Consider the following 15,225-nt stretch of genomic DNA (forward strand, 5'->3'; position numbering starts at 1 on the left):
GGCGGGGACATGCCCCGCCTTTCGCAGAATATCACATTAACCCTCAGCCCTGCGCGGCTTGGTCCCCGTCAGGGCGATATTGCGTGTTGTCCGCAACCTGAAAACGACCGTTGGCCAGCTTGACCAGACGTGATTGGCGCAGCAAGCGGCCAAAGCAGCGCAGGCCGTCTTCGCGTGTGATCTCTTCGCTGGAAGCAGATTGCACAACTTTCATGACCTGCGGGCGTGAAAAGTCGGGCGCGCCTTCAACAAAACAGATATAGGCACCAGCCGCTTCCAGTTGATCGACAAGTTCTGTGGCCCCATGTGCTGCGGCAAATTCTGCAAAACCGGCGGATTCCGTCGCGGTGTCAGCTTCTTTCAGGGCTGCGATCTGGCGCAGACGTTCTGAATTGGCGTCAAGTGGCTTGGATGCGTCGCTTGTTTCTTCGGCCTCAGGTGTCGGATCCGTGACGGGTTCAATAAACCGTGTTTTTGCGGGCTCTGGCTTTTGGGCGGCTTCCGCATCGGCATCATCTTCTGGTTCAACCTTCTGAGACGGCACCAGTTGCAGCGGTGCAGATGCAATCGCCTGGCTTTTGATCTTTTCCTCGGCGTCGTGGGCACCAAGATCATCTTTGAACGCCTCATCCGGATCAGGCTTGTTCGCGCCCGCATCGCCAAGCTGGCGTGCTGCTTCAGTTGCGGCAACGGCGGCCTTGAGCTGTGCAAAGGCGTCGCGATGGCGGCGGCTTTCGGGCTGGTTTAGGTGTTGATCGGTCTGCGACATGATGCGGCTCATCGCATCTTCGACACTGCGGGGCAGACCATGACGGGCAACGCCGCCTTCCTGACGCGCGGCGATTTCTGCTTCGACCTTTGCGACTTCCTTTTCCAAATCAAAGTCATCGTCGTCGTCAGATGCGCTTGCGGCATCGGCATCTTCGTCGGACAGTGGTGCAACGTCGTCGGCCGTCAGCACAAGCGGCTCTGTCTTTTGCCTGCCACTCTTGGCCTCTGCCGGCTCAGCTTCATCTGCGGTGACGGCATCGTCTGTTTCATCTTCCGCGGCTTCATCGTTGCCTGCGTCGACATCCTGATCTGCATCAGTTGCAGCAAGGTCATCCTCAGCCTCCGCGTCGGGCAGGCTGTCGTCCTCGTGGTCGTCTGCGGCAACGTCGTCGGTATGGTCGGATGTATCTGCTTCGGCGGCTTCTGCGTCATCGTCACTATCCGGCGCGTCGAATTCATCATCGTCGAACGCGTTGACGTCGTCGTCCAGCGCCTCTTCTTCGTTGGCGGTTTCATCGAACACGTCACGCAGATTGTCTGCCGCGTCACCGTCCTCTTGCGCAATTTCGGCGCTGTGTTGCGCCAAATCAGCCAGGCGCTGACTCAATGGGTTGGTTGATGTCGCAGCTTCTGCAGCATCGTCGCTCAGGTCCTCGGCAAACTCTTCGGTCTCGGTCTCCGGGCTGCCGTCCACTACCTCGCGAATGCGCTGCAGCTTGTCTGCGACACTGGCCTCGATATCAAAGTGATCAACTGCCGCGTCTACGTCAGCTTCGTCCGCCATCGCATCGCCTGCGTCATCTGTCTCGGGCACCTCGTCCAGTTCATCTTCAAGTGCGGCGACCTCATCCATCAGATCGCTGTCGTCATCATCTTTCAGGGCGCGCAAGCTGACGCTGTTGGCCTCGCCTTGGATCTCAACAGACTGGCCAGATTGTTCTTCTGTCAGGCGGGCCAGCGTATCCATGTCCGGGGCCAGCGGTGGCACATCCATAAACCGTTCATGACCCGCAAGATCGTGAAAGAACGCCACAACGGTTTTCATTGTCTCGACCGAATCTTCGAACCCTTCAAGACGGCAGGAAAAATTGCCGTAGGTCACATCAAGAATTTGGTTGTTCTCGTCCATGAGTTCACGCTTTCTTTTGGTTTTCAGCGGCGGCCCGCTGGACAGATACTGGTTCTTACTCGACAACAGACACACCTGACATTCGGGCTCATTTTGTGGCCCTTTTGGGGAATGTTTGTGAATAGAGGTGCAATCTTTGCCGTTAGAAACAATTGTTTCAAGTTCTAAACTAGTCTGTCTGGTAGGGGGAGCCCCAATCGCACGTGACGCAATTTCGGCGGTTTTTAAGGATGTTTCGACCTTTATTGGCGTTGATGGCGGCGCAAATCATCTTTTGGATGCGGCGGTAACGCCAGCTGCTGTCATTGGTGACCTGGATAGTCTGTCAGCGCGGGCACGTGCCACATTTGCGGATCAATTGTGTCATGTGCCAGAGCAGTCCTCGACCGACTTTGAAAAGGCGCTGGCGCGGGTCGCGGCACCGATCATTCTGGGGTTGGGGTTCACGGGTGGTCGCATAGACCACACGCTTTCGGTCTTGAATGTCATGGCACGCTTTGCGGATCGGGCTGTTGTTCTGGCGGACGCAGATGACATTTGTTTTGTCGCAAGACAGGGCGTGACCTCATTTGACGCGCCTGCGGGGACCCGCGTGTCAATCATGGCATTGGGCGATGCGACCGTGACGGTCGCCGGTGTGGTCTGGCCTTTTGCCGATCAACGCATGACCCCTGCGGGGTTTGCCAGCCCATCAAACGAAGCCACCGGTGGCCCGGTGACGCTGCAGGTCGATGGTCCTGCGCTGGTCACACTGCCCCGGGCGCTTTTGCAGACTGCCTTGCAAGCCGCCGTTCGCGCAGGATGATATAAAGTCCGGCACCCACGGTGATGCAAATTCCCACCGCTGCAAGACCATTGGGCAAGTCGGAAAAGATCAACCATCCAACGGCTGTGCCAAAGGGGATTTCAAGATATTGCATCGGTGCCAGCGTCGATGCGGGGGCAAAGCGTAAACTCCATGTCATGAACAGGTGGGCGAAAGTGCCGATCAGCCCCAATGCGCCCAACAGTACCCACGTTCGCATGTCGAATTGAAGGCTGACCTCGCCAAAAGTGGTGGGCAGAAACGTCAACACAATCAAAAGGATAAAGGTCGCCTGCATGCCGCTGATCGCCTGCAGTTTGATCGGGTCCATTGCCCGTGCGATCCGTCGGGTGACCATCATAAAAAGGGCAAAGACAACTGCAACGCCCAAAGGCAGCAGGGCAGGATAGCCGACTTCGACAAAGTTGGGCTGGATAACCAAAAGGGTGCCGACAAAACCGATGGCGCATGCGACCATCCGTTGTAGGCCGACATGTTCGCCCATGGCAAAATGGCCCAATAGCAGCATAATAAATGGCATGACAAAAGCGATGGCCAGCGCGTCCGCTAACGGCAGATACTGCAAGGCACGAAACATCAGTCCGATGCCAAGAATGTGCAAAACGGTGCGGATCAATGTCCAAACAAGAATGCCCGGCGGCATCCGAAACCCTTGTCCATTGAGTGCAACAAGTGGGACCAGAATGATCGCCTGAATGCTGAACCGCACAAAAACCAAAACGCTCAGGGCGACAAGCCCACCCAACAGCTTGGCAATGCTGTCGCCCAAGGGGGCCAGCACACAAAAGGCCAGCATCAGCATCACACCAAGAAAGGGGCGGTCATTCGTCATTGTGCTACCCTAGGCACAGATGAGACAGGCGGCAATCATCGCCCAAATTGCTTATCAATTTGCCCTGAAAACTCCCGCCGGAGGCATCAGCGCCCGCGACCGGAACGGACCCTAGCAATTGGGCACATTCACCGCCAAACCACCCAAGGCGGTTTCCTTGTATTTCTCGCTCATATCCGCGCCTGTCTGGCGCATCGTTTCAATCGCAACATCCAGCGACACCAGATGCACCCCGTCGCCGCGCATGGCCAAAGATGCCGCCGATACCGCCTTGATCGCCCCCAGCCCATTGCGCTCGATGCAGGGGACCTGCACCAGCCCTTTGACCGGATCGCAGGTCATGCCTAGATGATGTTCCAGCGCAATTTCTGCCGCATTTTCAATCTGTTCCGGGGTTCCGCCAAGAACGGCCGCAAGGCCGGCCGCGGCCATCGCGGCGGCACTGCCAACTTCCGCCTGACAGCCACACTCAGCCCCGGAAATTGACGCATTATATTTGATCAGCCCGCCAACTGCCGCCGCCGTCAGCAAAAACTCCGGCACGCGGGCCGCCGTGGCCCCCGGGACATGGTCCAGCCAATAACGAATGGTCGCTGGGATCACACCTGCGGCACCATTTGTCGGCGCGGTGACGACTTGGCCGCCCGCCGCATTTTCCTCATTCACGGCCATTGCGTAAGTCGACATAAAATCATTGATCGTATGGGGCGCCGTCAGGTTCATTCCACGCTCAGCCAGCAGCGCATCATAGATGCCTTTGGCACGGCGCCGCACTTGCAGGCCGCCGGGCAGGATGCCGTCGGTTTCCAAACCGCGTCTGATGCAATCGTTCATCACCTCCCAGATCCGCGCAAGGCCATTGTCCAGATCGGCCCCGGGCATGCGCGACAATTCATTGGTACGTTTCATCTGAGCAATCGATTTGCCCGCCATATCCGCCATATCCAGCATCTCTTTCGCGGTTTGAAACGGAAAGGGGACGGGCGGGCCGGTGTCGCTGTCTTTGCCTGCGGCAAGCTCTGCGTCGGTCAGGACAAATCCACCACCAATTGAATAGTATGTCACTTGAATAATCACATCGCCCTGCGCGTCAGTGCCGCGCAAAATCAGGCCATTGGCATGTCCGGGCAAGGCAGGCCCATAGTCAAAGATCAGATCGTCTTTGGGACGAAACTTTAATGTGCCAAGCCCTTCAGGCGTCACAGTGTGATCTGTCGCAATTCGCGCAAGTTCGGCCTCGGCCCTTGCCGCGTCGTAGGTTTCGGCCTGAAATCCCGCCAGCCCAAGGATCACCGCGCGGTCGGTTGCGTGTCCCACCCCGGTAAATGCCAGACTTCCGTGAAGCGAGGCTTGCAAACCCGCAACCCCGAAGGGCTGTGCGCGCAGGTGATCGAGAAAACGTCCGGCTGCGACCATCGGGCCGATGGTGTGTGATGATGATGGGCCGACACCCACCTTGAACATATCAAAAACAGACAAAAACATGTTAGAGTGCGGATCCTTCCGGTGGGTCGCAAGGTGATGGTTCAGAGAACGGTGTCGGACCCAGCCCTTCGGCCACGCTGGCACGCATAACAGCATCGCGTGCTTCTGTCCGTTTGGCAAATGCCAACAGGCGCGGCCAACGGGTCAGATCAAACCGACCCTGCTGGCCACCATAAAGCGCACTCCAGCGCAACATTGGTCCAAGATAACAGCCTTGCACTGTGGCTTCCTGGCAGTCCAACCAGTCGGCGTTTGGAGCCGCGTCCAAAAGATCCAAGTGCGCTGTCAGCCGCGCGCGGCTTTTGCGGCGCAAGGCCTCGATGCCTGCGTCAATGTAGTGTGACGGATAGAATAGGGTCCGCAATGTCGGATGCAGTGTGTTTGATAACCAAAACAGCCATTGTGTCGCGTGGGCGCGCGCCGGGTCTTGCGGCGCCGACATCAAACGGCCCTGTTTGTCGGCCAGCCACAACAGGATCGCAGCTGTCTCAAACATTGGTCCGTGCACGGTTTCCAGAACCGGTATGACCCCATTGGGATTAAGCGCCAGAAAATCCGCGGACTTGTGGGCCTGCCTGCGACGATCAACAAGGCAGGTGTCATAGTCCAGTTGCAGCTCTTCCAGCGCGAGGCGCACGCAGAGAGATGCGTTGTCCGGGGCATAGTGAAGACGCAATACGGTGCTCATAGTGCGTGGCTAACGGATCGTTAGCCGTCCTGAGATGTCAAATACGACGTTTCGCCGAAGAAAAAGCGCGCGACGACCGGCCGTCGGACATATGGTCAATTGGGGCCTCGCACCCCGCTGCAATCTTGCCTATAACCACGGTGAACGCGTTTTGGAGTGTGCATCATGGGTGGTCAGTTGTCCCCGATCGACAAGGTGAAATTTGTCGCCAGTAAACAGGCGACGGAATATGTCGAGTCCGGCATGAAGGTTGGTCTTGGAACGGGATCAACTGCGGCATGGATGGTGCAGTGCTTGGGCGAAATGGTCCGCGAAGAGGGGCTAAAGATCAAAGGCGTGCCGACGTCGAACCGGACGGCAAAACTAGCCCGCGAAGTTGGCATCGATGTGATCACTCTGGAAGAGGCCAAGTGGCTGGACATCACCATCGACGGCACGGATGAGTATGACGACGAACTGACACTGATCAAAGGCGGCGGCGGCGCACATTTACGCGAAAAGATCGTTGCGACCGCAAGCGATCGCATGATCGTGATTGCGGATGCCAGCAAGAAGGTCGACACGCTGGGCGCATTTCCCTTGCCACTGGAGGTCGTGCCGTTTGGTCTGCCGGTGACGCAGAACCTGATCGAAGAAACGCTGACCGGCATGGATGTGCTTGGCAACGAAGTCGTGCAACGCATGGCCGGTGGACAGCCATTTGTGACAGATGAGGGGAACTTCATCCTTGATCTGCACCTCAAGCGGATTGGCAATCCACGACAGCTCAGCCTTGTCATCAATCAGATCCCCGGCGTCGTTGAAAACGGATTGTTCATTGATATCTGTGACGTGGTCATTGTGGGCCACGGTGACGGCACTGTGACCACCCGTGACATCACAAACGACACATCTGACGTTGTACGTTTTGATGTGCTGGACGATGATAACATCTTTTCTGATATGGCCGACTGAACGGTCTGGCCAAAACCCATCAATATCGGAGCCCTTACAATGACATTTGACTATGACCTTTTCGTCATCGGGGGCGGTTCCGGCGGTGTGCGCGCCGCACGTGTTGCTTCTGCGACGGGGGCGAAAGTTGCGCTCGCGGAAGAATACCGCATGGGCGGTACCTGCGTCATTCGCGGCTGTGTGCCCAAAAAGCTGATGGTCTTTGCCTCGGGCTTTTCGGAAATGTTCGATGACGCGCGTGCTTACGGCTGGGACGTGACGGATGGCCCGTTTGACTGGACGCGCTTCAGCGCCAAGCTAAACACCGAACTTGATCGTCTTGAGGGTATTTATCGCAAGCTTTTGAACGGTTCGGATGTCGAGATTTTCGACGCGCGCGCATCACTGAAAGATCCGCACACTGTCACGCTCTCGACGGGGAAAGAGGTGACGGCCAAACATATCCTTGTTGCCACCGGTGGTCGCCCGGTCGTGCCCGACATGCCGGGGTCGGAATTGGGGATTACCTCAAATGAGATTTTCCTTCTCAAAGAGATGCCCAAGTCGATCCTGATCATTGGCGGCGGCTATATTGCGTCTGAATTCGCGGGCATCCTGAATGGCCTCGGTGTAAAAGTGACGCAGTTCTATCGGGGCGCGCAAATCCTTCGCGGGTTTGACGATGAAGCACGTGGCTTGGTTGCTGAAGGTATGCGCGCAAAGGGCGTGGACCTGCATCTTGGCACAAACGTCGTCGAGATGCGCGCCGCCACTGCTGATGATCTTGCCGGTGTGCAAGAAGGTGTGCCAATGGAAGATGGCAAGCCTGCGGCCTTGCCGCAAGGCGGCACTGGTCACGGGATTTGGGTCAAGGCGACCAACGGGACCGAAAAGGTCTATGATCAGGTGATGTTTGCAACTGGCCGGTCCCCGAACACAGACGGTATGGGACTTGAAGAGGCCGGCGTAAAAGTCGGGCGGCGGGGCGAGATCGTCGTGGACGACTATAGCCAGACTGCTGTGCCATCCATCTACGCAATTGGCGACGTCACCAACCGCGTGCAACTGACACCTGTGGCAATCCGCGAAGGCATGGCCTTTGTTGAAACGGTCTTTAAGGGCAACCCAACGCCAGTGGACCACGAATTGATTCCCTCGGCTGTGTTTACACAACCGGAACTGGGCACTGTGGGCCTGACAGAAGAAGAAGCGCGCGACATCGAACCGGTCGAGATTTATTGCACCTCATTCAAACCGATGAACCATGCCTTTGCGGGCCGCGATGACCGGGTGTTAATGAAGCTTGTGGTCAGTGTCGCAACGCGCAAGGTTTTGGGTTGTCATATCGTCGCAGATCATGCGGGCGAAATGATCCAACTTGCTGGGATCGCTGTAAAGATGGGTGCGACCAAAGAAGACTTTGACAGAACCGTTGCCGTTCACCCGACGATGGCCGAGGAACTTGTGACAATGAAGGAACCCATGCGCACCGCTTGATTTCACAAGATCAAGCCACACATGGCATGGAGAAGGCCCGCGACGGTGGGGCATCGCTGAAAGGAAGCATAGGAAACAATGGCAGGAAATAACGGTGGCCCGTGGGGCGGCGGTGGAAACAACGGCTCTGGCGGCAGAAAAGACGATGACCGCGACAGCGGTGGTCGCAAGCCAGGCAATGAAGGCCCGAACATTCCCGAGATTGATGAACTGGTGAACAAGGGCCGCGAACAACTGCGCGTGCTGATGGGCGGCGGTGGCAACAATGGCGGCGGCGGATCCGTCGGCGGCGGTGGTGGTCCTCAGATCACACGCGGCATGGTTGGCCTTGGTTTTATCATTGCTATCATTGCTTGGCTCGGTGCCTCATTTTATACGGTCCGTCCTGAAGAAAAATCGGTCGAATTGTTCTTGGGTGAATTTCGCGCTGTTGGTGAACCTGGTTTGAACTTTGCGCCTTGGCCCATTGTCAGCCGCGAGGTCATCGCGGTGACCTCCGAACGCAACATCGACATCGGCACCAGTCGGTCCGGTATGGACGCCGGTCTGATGCTGACAGGTGACGAAAACATTGTGGACATTGATTTCCAGGTGGTCTGGAACATCACGGATCCACAACTCTACCTGTTCAGCCTCGCCAATCCGCCACAAACAATTGAAGCGGTCGCTGAATCGGCCATGCGCGAGATTATTGCACAGTCGGACCTGGCCCCGATCCTGAACCGGGACCGTGGCGCAATTGCAGACCGTTTGCGTGATCTAATCCAAAGCACGCTGGATGACTACGATTCCGGTGTGAACATCATCCGTGTCAACTTTGACAAGGCTGACCCACCAGAGCCTGTTATCGCCTCGTTCCGCGCCGTTCAGGATGCGGAACAGGAACGTGACCGGGTGCAAAACGTGGCCGATGCCTATGCAAACCAAGTGGTTGCAGAAGCCCGTGGTCAAGCGGCGCAAATCCTCGAACAAGCCGAAGGGTACCGCGCCCGCGTGGTGAACGAAGCGACCGGTGAAGCCAGCCGCTTCTCGGCCGTTTTGACAGAATATTTGCTAGCACCGGAAGTCACACGCAAGCGCCTCTATCTGGAAACCATGGAAAGCGTTCTTGGTGGCGTCGACATCATCTTGCTTGATGAAGGCGACGGCGGGGGGCAGGGCGTTGTGCCATATCTGCCGCTGAACGATCTGCGTCGCAACACAACTGAGGGGTCAAACTAATGCGTAAGTCAGCATTCCTTCTGCCCGCCGTCGCGGTCATCGTCATTGGCATTATGTCATCACTCTTCATCGTGGACGAACGCCAAAAGGCGCTGGTCCTGCAATTTGGTCAAATCGTGAAGGTGCAGGAAGAGCCGGGACTGGGCTTCAAAATCCCACTGATCCAAGAGGTCGTGCGCTATGACGACCGTATCCTCAGCCGTGATCTCGAACCACTGGAGGTCACACCATCTGATGACCGTCGTTTGGTCGTCGATGCCTTCGCGCGCTACCGGATTTCGGACGTCGAACAGTTCCGTCGCGCCGTTGGTGCCGGCGGGGAAGAGGCTGCGGCCCGTCGGTTGGACAGCATCTTGCGCGCTGAAACGCGTGAGGTTCTGGGTTCGGTATCTTCCAACGATATTTTGTCGGTCGATCGCGCGGCGCTGATGTTGCGTATTCGCGCATCTGCAATAACCGAAGCGCGCGCGCTGGGGCTAGAGGTGATTGACGTGCGTCTTAAGCGCACTGACCTGCCGCCAGAAAACCTCAACGCGACCTATGAGCGTATGAAAGCCGAACGTGACCGGGAAGCCGCAGACGAACGTGCGCGCGGTAACGAAGCCGCCCAGCGTATTCGCGCGGGTGCGGACCGGACTGTGATTGAACTTGTGTCAGAAGCACAACGTGAAGGTCAGATCATTCAGGGTGAGGCAGACGCGCAGCGTAACGCCATCTTCGCCGAAGCCTTTGGTGCTGATCCGGAATTCTTTGAATTCTACCGCTCCATGACCGCCTACCAGCGGTCACTGCGTCCGGGGAATTCGACCATGGTCCTGTCACCTGACAATGAGTTCTTTAACTATCTGAAATCAGACGACGGCAACTTTGGCGAGTAAGCTGATCGGGCGATGAACACGGAAGGGCCAGCCACTGCGCTGGCCCTTTTTATTTGCGACTAACCATGTTTTGCGTCGGGCGAGATGGCCAATGACACTTTATTTGCCAAATCCCGCGAGATCAGCGCATCCAACGCTAGTTTCAGGCGGGGTGCGGCGCGCATATGTTTGGTTAAATCGGCGCGGGACCACACTACGATCTCTGTGTCCGCAGGCAGCGTTGTTGTCGCAGCACTTGGTGTGTCCCGCAGATAAGCGACCTCTCCGACGAAAGTGGGACCGGGGACATCAAAATGGACATTGCCCTTTTGGACAAAGAAAGTGCCTTTGACCACGAAGATCAGGTCGTCGGGCGCCTTTCCTTCCTGAGTGACGATCATGGGCTCGGTCAGTGTTTTGCGGGTGGCGACACGCATCACCTTGCGGAAGTCACCCGGGATCAATTCATCAAAGAGCGGATAGATATCTTTGTGTTCTTCGGGAACCGACCAGCTGGCGTTGCGCGCATAAAGTGCGGCCAGCCCGATCAGAATAGCGACCAACGTCATAACGGACACGCCAATTGCGCCCCAAAGAGGCGTGTCAGCTGCTTGGAAATAATAAAGAATATAAAGCGAGGTGCTGCACAGCATCGTCAGCCGCAAATAGGTCTGATTGATCAGAAGGTAGCCAAAGATCTGAACACCTCCCGCAAGCATGATCAAAACGGACGGGGACAAGAACTGCGGCAACATAGGCGATACTCGGGAACTCAGACATGATTTGCGATCAACAGATGCCCAAACCTATCACATTGCAAGCAACACACGAAAAATCACGTCCTATTGAGCGTTGAGTAGCGAAGTTTGCGTTGCACAATTGTCGCCCTACATAGAACATCATGTTCAGAAAAACGGGGCCTGCGTTTTGCGCCCCATGTCCAAGACAAAGGAGATTTGCCCAGTGAAGTCCAAGGCAATCGCAATTCAACAAGACCAACAGCGCGCCCGCCGGCTGCTGATGGCGTTCGTGACGACATTGGCCGTCGCCTTCGCATTGGTACTGGCGCAAGTGACGCTTGCACATGCGCAAAATCGGCCCGCAACATTTGCTGATCTTGCCGAACAAGTCAGCCCGTCGGTGGTGAATATCACCACCAGCACAACAATCGCCGGGCGCACAGGTCCACAAGGGCTGGTGCCAGAAGGATCACCGTTTGAGGATTTCTTCAACGACCTTGATCGCGGTCCCGGTGACGGGCAGCGTCGCTCTTCTGCGCTCGGATCAGGGTTTGTGATTTCCGAAGATGGCTACATCGTCACCAACAACCACGTGATCGAAGGCGCCGACGAAATCCTGATCGAATTCTACCCCGGCGGTGAACCCGGTGTCCCAGCCGAGCTTGTCGGGACAGACCCCAACACCGATATTGCCGTCCTCAAGGTTGACCTTGATGGTTTGCCGTTCGTTCCCTTTGGTGACAGCACAGCCGAAGGTTCACGGGTCGGCGATTGGGTGATGGCGATGGGTAATCCACTTGGTCAGGGCTTCTCGGTCTCTGCTGGTATCGTATCAGCGCGTGATCGTGCGCTTTCCGGCACCTATGACGACTACATCCAGACAGATGCCGCGATTAACCGTGGCAATTCCGGCGGTCCGCTGTTCAACATGAACGGCGAGGTGATCGGCGTGAACACGGCGATCCTTTCGCCAAATGGCGGCTCTATCGGGATCGGTTTTGCGATGTCCTCGGCTGTTGTGACCAATGTGGTCGATCAACTGATCGAATTTGGTGAAACACGCCGTGGCTGGTTGGGTGTGCGTATTCAGGATGTCACACCTGACATGGTTGACGCCATTGAAGGGCTCGACCTTGCCCGCGGCGCTTTGGTGACAGACGTACCTGCCGGTCCTGCTGAAAATGCTGGAATGCTGGCCGGTGACGTGATCATCAATTTCGACGAAATCGAGATCGAAGATACGCGCGAACTGGTCCGCATCGTGGGGAACTCCCCTGTCGGTAAAGAGGTTCCAGTCGTTGTCCTGCGTGACGGCGATACCGAGGATCTAGTTGTCGTTCTGGGCCGTCGTGAAACCTCTGAGGCGGTTGCGTTCCCTGCATCTACCGACGAAGAGGCAACGCCAGAACAGTCCGAAATTTTGGGATTGACCCTGTCACCAATCACACCAGAATTGACCGATCAGTTCTCACTGACGGTCGACACAGGTCTGGTGATCACAGGGATCAACCCGGATTCAGAAGCTGCATCAAAGGGCCTGTTGGAAGGTGACGTGATCACCGAGGCTGGGCAAGAAGCGATCACCGATCCTGCCGAACTGGAAGAGCAGATCACCGCCGCCACCGAAGCAGGTCGCAAGTCTATCCTGTTGCTGGTGCGCCGTGGCGGTGATCCACGCTTTGTCGCGCTGTCCTTGGAAGAATAAGGTCACACACCAAACAAGTCGAAAGGCGGTCCCCCGGGGCCGCCTTTTTCGTTAGGTGGCATTCTGTGGCAGGCCATCGGCAATGTCGTAATAGTCACCCTTTTCACTGACAAATATATGCCGGGCCAGCTTGGTATGGGTGGGCGTATCAAATGCGCCCATTGCGACGGCTGTCCAATCTTGGAATATCGGGTCCCAAAAGAGCGTGGACCCACAGGTCGTGCAAAAGCCGCGTCGCACTTTTTCTGATGATTGATACCAGCCGACTTGGTCTTCACCCGTCACCGTCAGGGCTGCGCGGGGTACATCCACCGAGGCCTCATAATGCCCCGAGTGTTTCCGGCACGCGACGCAGTGACAGGCATTGATGTCTGGCAAATCGCCTTCGACGGTGAAACGTACCGCGCCACACAGACAACTTCCCTGATGCATTGTCATCCTCCCTAGGCGGGGACCGGTCTTTGCAATTGGCGGGAGTTGATGATCAAAAGTGTGATCACGACAGCTGCACCACCAATATGCACCCCGATGGGTGCAGGCCAAATGCAGGCTGCACCGGCCAGCCCCACAATAACCCGCGTGATCGGGTTCAGCGGGGCCTCCATGCAGCCTTGCAACGCGCCCGCAAGGCCATAGATGCCCACAACGCCAAACGCGAAGATGACCAGCATCACCCCCCAGTCGCCTGACAGAAAAGGTGTGTAGGCCATCATCAGCGGCACGATATAAAGACCCTTGGCAAGCTTCCAACTGGCAAATCCGGTCGCCATTGCGGGGGCCTTGGCGATGGCCGCGGCTGTAAAGGCCGCAAGCGCCACGGGTGGGGTCACGTTGCTGTCCTGGCTTAGCCAAAAGATGATCATATGCGCAGACAGAATGGCCGCAACGGTCACATCTTGCGGCACGACCAAATCGCGCAAGGGTGCGGCGACCTCAAGCGGCAAGGCACGGATGATTGCTGTGGCCTCTTCCACCGACAACGCACCGGTCAGCACCGCAGGATTAGGCACCCCAAACATCAGCACTGCATTGCCCGCGTCGCCCAAGGTGCCAGCGGCCAGCGCGTCGATCACAAAGCGATCTGCGATCATGCCCGCAAGGGCAGGGGCCGAGAGCGTGGCCAGCACGATATAGGCCGCCGTCACTGGCAGGCCCATGCCCAAAACGAGGCTCGCAATCGCGACCATGATAATGGCGATCAGCAGGTTCCCACCCGCCCAATCCGCAATCATCAGGCTAAACGTATTCCCGATGCCTGCCGTCGCGATCACGTTGACCACAAGGCCCACAGCACAAAGCAGCACCGCCGTCATAATCATGCCCTTGGTGCCCATCACCATCGCCTCAAACACCGCGCGCGGACCCATCGGGTTCTGCGTCAGCCAACTTGATCCGATCACGGCCAAAATGCCAAAGACGGCAGCATAGGCAGGGGTAAACCCGGATACCAGCATGCCAATCAACCCACTAATCGGGATAACAAAACTCGCGCCGCCTTTCTTGAAGGCAGAGCCAACCGTTTCGCCATCGCTTTCCATCGGTTGCAGGCCCAAACGGCGGGCCTCGATCCTGACAAAGAAAACGACGGATAGGAAATAGAGCAGGGCGGGCAAAGCCGCGACCGCGACAATGGTCTCATACGGAATCTGGGTAAAGCTCGCCATCACAAACGCACCGGCGCCCATGATCGGGGGCATCAACTGGCCCCCGGTTGAAGACGCGGCCTCAACCCCGCCTGCAAACTTGGGCGGGAACCCCGCCTTTTTCATCAACGGGATGGTGATGACCCCGGTCGAGGCGGTGTTGGCTACGGCCGACCCCGAAATCGTGCCGGTCAAACCGGATGCAATGACAGCCACAATCCCCGGACCACCAACCAGACGCCCCGCAATTGCGCGAGCAATGTTGATGACAAAGTCCCCGGCGCCGGATCGTAAAAGGAACGCCCCGAAGATGATAAACAAAAACACGAAAGTTGAAGAAATCCGCGCAATTGTGCCAAACATCGCATCATCGCCAAAGATCGACCGAAAGGCGATGGACTCCCAACTTAGCCCCGGAAAGGAAAACACGCCACCAATGGTCTGGCCCCACCAGCCGACATAGGTAATCGCAATGATGATTAAGCTGGGGATCACCCAGCCGGTCAAACGGCGGGTCAACTCAATCGCGCCAACGATACAGATCGCGGCAGCAATCCAATCAAGGGTCGAGAATTTGACGCCGCGGTCATAAATGCCCTGCTCGGCAAAGGGCATGTAAATCGCAGCAGCCGCCACCAGCACACCCAAGATCAGATCAAAGGCCAGCATTGGCTTGCTGCGGGTCTTGCCGCTGATCAGTGGGTTCAGGACGGCCGCCAAAAAGGCAAAGCCAGCAAAGTGATAGGCGTTGCGTTGGAATTCGGAAATGATCGGATCAAAGGCGACATAGATGTGCCCAACCGCGATCAAAAAGCAAAGAATAGAGAGGGCCGTATTGGTCAGGCCAGCAAACTCGCGTTGGGCTGCGGGTTCGACGGGGGTTTCATCAGACATATGC

13 protein-coding genes are annotated in these 15,225 nt (G+C 57.0%); 6 read left to right on the forward strand and 7 right to left on the reverse strand.

The annotated features are described in order from the left end of the window. Positions 1–43 precede the first annotated feature (43 nt). The gene (locus tag ACZ1G5_RS14880) at positions 44–1,966 is read right to left on the reverse strand and encodes a hypothetical protein (protein WP_472733583.1); all 1,923 of its coding nucleotides are present in this window, start codon (positions 1,964–1,966) and stop codon (positions 44–46) included. 70 nt (positions 1,967–2,036) lie between these two features. On the opposite strand from ACZ1G5_RS14880, the gene ACZ1G5_RS14885 reads away from it, so the two are divergent. After that, entirely contained in the window at positions 2,037–2,705 is a 669-nt protein-coding gene (locus tag ACZ1G5_RS14885) for a thiamine diphosphokinase (RefSeq protein ID WP_472733584.1), read from the forward strand. Here ACZ1G5_RS14885 and ACZ1G5_RS14890 read toward each other — a convergent pair. The 3 genes from ACZ1G5_RS14890 to ACZ1G5_RS14900 form a co-directional block, all read right to left on the reverse strand. After that, positions 2,647–3,558: a DMT family transporter gene (locus ACZ1G5_RS14890; RefSeq protein ID WP_472733585.1), complete on the reverse strand. Its 912-nt coding sequence runs from the start codon at positions 3,556–3,558 to the stop codon at positions 2,647–2,649. The genes ACZ1G5_RS14885 and ACZ1G5_RS14890 overlap by 59 nt on opposite strands. Positions 3,559–3,669: 111 nt before the next feature. Beyond that, positions 3,670–5,043, reverse strand: a complete 1,374-nt coding sequence (locus tag ACZ1G5_RS14895; RefSeq protein WP_472733586.1) for an L-serine ammonia-lyase — start codon at positions 5,041–5,043, stop codon at positions 3,670–3,672. Position 5,044: 1 nt separating this feature from the next. Next, positions 5,045–5,731 carry a glutathione S-transferase family protein gene (locus ACZ1G5_RS14900; protein ID WP_472733587.1) on the reverse strand — a complete coding sequence of 229 codons (687 nt, stop codon included), beginning with the start codon at positions 5,729–5,731 and terminating at the stop codon, positions 5,045–5,047. Positions 5,732–5,896: 165 nt separating this feature from the next. Here ACZ1G5_RS14900 and rpiA point away from each other — a divergent pair, with 165 nt between their 5' ends. From rpiA to hflC, 4 genes are all read left to right on the forward strand, one after another. After that, positions 5,897–6,685, forward strand: coding sequence for a ribose-5-phosphate isomerase RpiA (gene rpiA / locus ACZ1G5_RS14905; RefSeq protein ID WP_472733588.1), 789 nt, complete (start codon positions 5,897–5,899; stop codon positions 6,683–6,685). A 39-nt stretch (positions 6,686–6,724) separates the two neighbouring features. Beyond that, positions 6,725–8,161 carry an FAD-dependent oxidoreductase gene (locus ACZ1G5_RS14910; RefSeq protein ID WP_472733589.1) on the forward strand — a complete coding sequence of 479 codons (1,437 nt, stop codon included), beginning with the start codon at positions 6,725–6,727 and terminating at the stop codon, positions 8,159–8,161. A gap of 78 nt (positions 8,162–8,239) precedes the next feature. Continuing rightward, entirely contained in the window at positions 8,240–9,382 is a 1,143-nt protein-coding gene (hflK, locus tag ACZ1G5_RS14915; RefSeq protein ID WP_472733590.1) for an FtsH protease activity modulator HflK, read from the forward strand. Next, positions 9,382–10,260, forward strand: a complete 879-nt coding sequence (hflC, locus tag ACZ1G5_RS14920) for a protease modulator HflC (protein ID WP_472733591.1) — start codon at positions 9,382–9,384, stop codon at positions 10,258–10,260. Before hflK ends, hflC begins: the two co-directional genes overlap by 1 nt. A gap of 59 nt (positions 10,261–10,319) precedes the next feature. Here the strand turns inward: hflC and ACZ1G5_RS14925 are convergent, their stop codons facing one another. Beyond that, complete coding sequence (locus ACZ1G5_RS14925; protein WP_472733592.1) at positions 10,320–10,994, reverse strand: Crp/Fnr family transcriptional regulator; 675 nt, start codon at positions 10,992–10,994, stop codon at positions 10,320–10,322. A 265-nt stretch (positions 10,995–11,259) separates the two neighbouring features. On the opposite strand from ACZ1G5_RS14925, the gene ACZ1G5_RS14930 reads away from it, so the two are divergent. Continuing rightward, complete coding sequence (locus ACZ1G5_RS14930) at positions 11,260–12,684, forward strand: Do family serine endopeptidase (RefSeq protein ID WP_472734352.1); 1,425 nt, start codon at positions 11,260–11,262, stop codon at positions 12,682–12,684. Positions 12,685–12,735: 51 nt separating this feature from the next. Here the strand turns inward: ACZ1G5_RS14930 and ACZ1G5_RS14935 are convergent, their stop codons facing one another. Continuing rightward, a complete protein-coding gene (locus tag ACZ1G5_RS14935) occupies positions 12,736–13,116 on the reverse strand; it encodes a GFA family protein (protein ID WP_472733593.1) in 381 nt (126 codons plus the stop codon). Between the two features lie 11 nt (positions 13,117–13,127). After that, a complete protein-coding gene (locus ACZ1G5_RS14940) occupies positions 13,128–15,221 on the reverse strand; it encodes a TRAP transporter permease (RefSeq protein WP_472733594.1) in 2,094 nt (697 codons plus the stop codon). Positions 15,222–15,225 lie beyond the last annotated feature (4 nt).

It is taken from the genome of Yoonia sp. JB2-21, from assembly GCF_055693545.1.